This is a genomic window from Lihuaxuella thermophila, from assembly GCF_900110165.1.
GTDB classification, from domain to species: Bacteria; Bacillota; Bacilli; order Thermoactinomycetales; family Thermoactinomycetaceae; genus Lihuaxuella; species Lihuaxuella thermophila.
Genome location: NZ_FOCQ01000033.1, coordinates 1 through 2,831, shown reverse-complemented (window position 1 = coordinate 2,831; position 2,831 = coordinate 1). Strand labels below are relative to the sequence as shown.

The following is a 2,831-nucleotide window of genomic DNA, read 5'->3' as shown; positions in this document are numbered from 1 at the left end:
ATTGGACATGCCCGGAATGTGGTGTTCATCAAGATCGGGACATCCATGCCGCCAAAAACATTCTGCAAGAAGGTTTAAGATTCATCGCCGTGGGGCCCACGGTTTGAGCTTGGTCTATTTCTCCCGGTTGCGGGAGATTACCCAAGAATCCCCTGCCTTTAGGCATGGGGAGTGGTCAAAATGGGGGAGACGAAAAAAGTTTCGGTTTTGAAACTTTAGCTTTCCGAAAAATAGACATCGATGAAATGGGGTACACAAAAGTGAGGCTGTTTATGTTGTTGCTGGCATTGCTTGCGGGAGTAGGAGTCGGCTTGCAGGCCGGAGTGAACGGTTCCCTGGGCAAAAGGGTCGGAACGTTGGAAGGGGCGCTGATCTCGTTTGCCGTCGGGACTTTGGCTCTGGTTCTCGTCAATATTTTTTTTGGCAGGGGAGATATATTGTCCGTTTTCTCCGCCCCAAAATGGCAGTTGACCGGCGGGCTGCTGGGGGCTCTGTATGTGTTCATCATGGTGCTCATCGTGCCAAGAATCGGAGTTGCTGCCAGTCTTGTCGGTGTGATCGCCGGGCAACTGTTGATCAGCGTGATCATCGATCATTTCGGCTGGATGGGAGGCCGGCAAATTCCGGTCGATGCAAACAGACTGGCGGGAATTGCATTACTGGCTGTCGCCCTGTTCTTTTTCTTTAGGAAGTAGATGAAAGACAGCGCTGGTCGAGGGGAATGAACCCCTCGAAAGCCCTGTGGATTTTTTGGTATATTCAGAGTACGGACGAAAACTCGTGACCCATTCGTTCCTATCCATGGAGCCTTTACATACCCAGTAGGGGTATGGTATATTGGAAGCAGCAGAAGGGAGTTAAGCGTGATGGAAAGAGAACATCAAGCCGAATCGCAAAATTTTACAGCGGAAAACGGCCATCAGGAAGATTTGTGTTGTGTAAGCTCGGAAAGAAAAAGCCATCATCCTGATAAAATGAAACAAAATCTGATTACCCGCCTCAACCGGATCGAAGGCCAGGTTCGCGGTGTCAAAGGTATGATTGAACGCGACACCTATTGTGATGATGTGCTGAACCAAATCGCAGCCATCCAGTCCGCACTCATTAGTGTAAGCAAATTGCTGTTGGAGGGGCATATGAAAAGCTGCGTCATCGAACGGATCCAGGAAGGCGATCAAGACGTGATTGACGAGTTGCTGATCACGATTAAAAAGCTGATGAAATAAATGAGCCTTGCTTGATCTGTCTGGATGTTCCCAACCGGGTGCAATAGGATCAAGCAGCCATTTATATACATTACTGGCGTATTGTATAGGAATGAAGAGGTGGTTCCATTGAAAAAAGGGATTCTACTGGGAGCAAGCTTTTTTGTTGCAGCCGGACTGTTCATCTCGGGTTGTGGAAACATGCAGGATGCCAATCAACATGGCCAACACAACAATAGCGGTCACGGTGCACACGGAACAGAGCATCGATCCGATTCGTCCGGAAAAGCGGGTGACACGAAAGTCCATGCTGCCTGGGCTTTCTCAGATTCCAAACCCCGGGCCGGTCAACCTCAGCAGTTAACCATTCAAATCAACGGACATGATGGAAAACCCGTTCAAGACTTTGAAATCAATCATGAGAAAAAAATGCATCTGATCATCGTCAGCCAGGACTTGTCTTACTTTCATCATATCCACCCCGAATTTAAAGGGAATGGAAAATTTCAGATCACGACCCAATTTCCTCACGGCGGCAAATACAAATTGATCGCCGACTTGATCCCTAAAGGCGGGACACAAACCACGCAGACTACCTGGGTGGATGTGGAGGGGACACCGGCCAAATCCGCTGACCTGAAGCCGGACCAAACAATGGTCCAAACCGTAGACGGAAAAGAGATCAAGCTCAGCTTCGACAAAGAGATCAAACCCGGTCAAGAAGTGATGCTCAACTTCCAGATCAAGGATGCCAAGACGAAACAGCCTGTCACGGATTTGCAGCCCTATTTGGGAGCCGTGGGACATGTGGTGATTCTCAGCGCTGACACCGAAAATTATTTGCATGTTCACCCGATGGATGAAAAGGCAACGGGGCCCGATGCCCGTTTTCATACCACTTTTCCCCGTGGTGGAATCTATAAAATCTGGGGAGAGTTTCAACATCAAGGGAAAGTATTTACCGTATCCTATGTTGTAAATGTTTCTGGTTCATAAAAAATCCGGTGAAAAAATGGAACATGCCCGTATGAACGGAATCCGGGCATGTTTTTATATCTTTGCGAGCGAGAAAACCCCTGGCTTCAGCTATGGGGATGAGAGCGAGCGTCAGGCGAGGGAGGGGATGGTTTTCCCCCTCTCGCAAGCCTGACCATCTTTTGCTTTTTTTGTTCCCTCAATCAGATACCTTGTGCATGTCTAATGCATGTTTGTAAAATTGGCAATAGGTGATGAATTTGGGAACGGGTCAAAGTAATCGAAATGTCGTAAATTCTGTCCGCGACAATCCGGCGGAACCCGGCCGGGAAGTTTTTTGTTTCGATCCTTTGTGAAATGAGTGCCTGTCCCTATGTTCCGGTGGACAAAGAAAAATTCATCGGAGTAGACTTGGGTTTAAAAAACTTCGCCATCCTTTCGGATGGCACAAAAATCATACGCTCCAAAGGTTTTCAGGAAATATGAAAAGAAACTGGCACACTGGCAAAGAATCTTGTCCCGCCGTCAAAAAGGGGGGGCGAATGGGCACAAAGCCAAAATCAAGGTGGCAAAGATTCATGAAAAGATTGTCAACGCAAGGCATGACTTTCTACATAAGCTATCGACCAAACTGATTCGCGAAAACCAAGG

The 2,831-nt window shown here is 47.9% G+C and carries 4 protein-coding genes and 1 pseudogene; all 5 read left to right on the top strand.

Annotated elements, in window-relative coordinates:
- The coding region (locus BMW55_RS18860) for a zinc ribbon domain-containing protein (protein WP_139179446.1) at nucleotides 1–107 on the top strand (107 nt) is incomplete at its 5' end.
- Nucleotides 108–272: 165 nt separating this feature from the next.
- Nucleotides 273–695 carry a DMT family transporter gene (locus BMW55_RS18855; RefSeq protein ID WP_425283884.1) on the top strand — a complete coding sequence of 141 codons (423 nt, stop codon included), beginning with the start codon at nucleotides 273–275 and terminating at the stop codon, nucleotides 693–695.
- A gap of 171 nt (nucleotides 696–866) precedes the next feature.
- Entirely contained in the window at nucleotides 867–1,226 is a 360-nt protein-coding gene (locus BMW55_RS18850; protein ID WP_089973375.1) for a metal-sensitive transcriptional regulator, read from the top strand.
- 108 nt (nucleotides 1,227–1,334) lie between these two features.
- Nucleotides 1,335–2,201 carry a hypothetical protein gene (locus BMW55_RS18845; RefSeq protein ID WP_244527632.1) on the top strand — a complete coding sequence of 289 codons (867 nt, stop codon included), beginning with the start codon at nucleotides 1,335–1,337 and terminating at the stop codon, nucleotides 2,199–2,201.
- Between the two features lie 273 nt (nucleotides 2,202–2,474).
- Nucleotides 2,475–2,831 (top strand): annotated as a pseudogene (locus tag BMW55_RS18840) (RNA-guided endonuclease TnpB family protein); the annotation flags it as partial.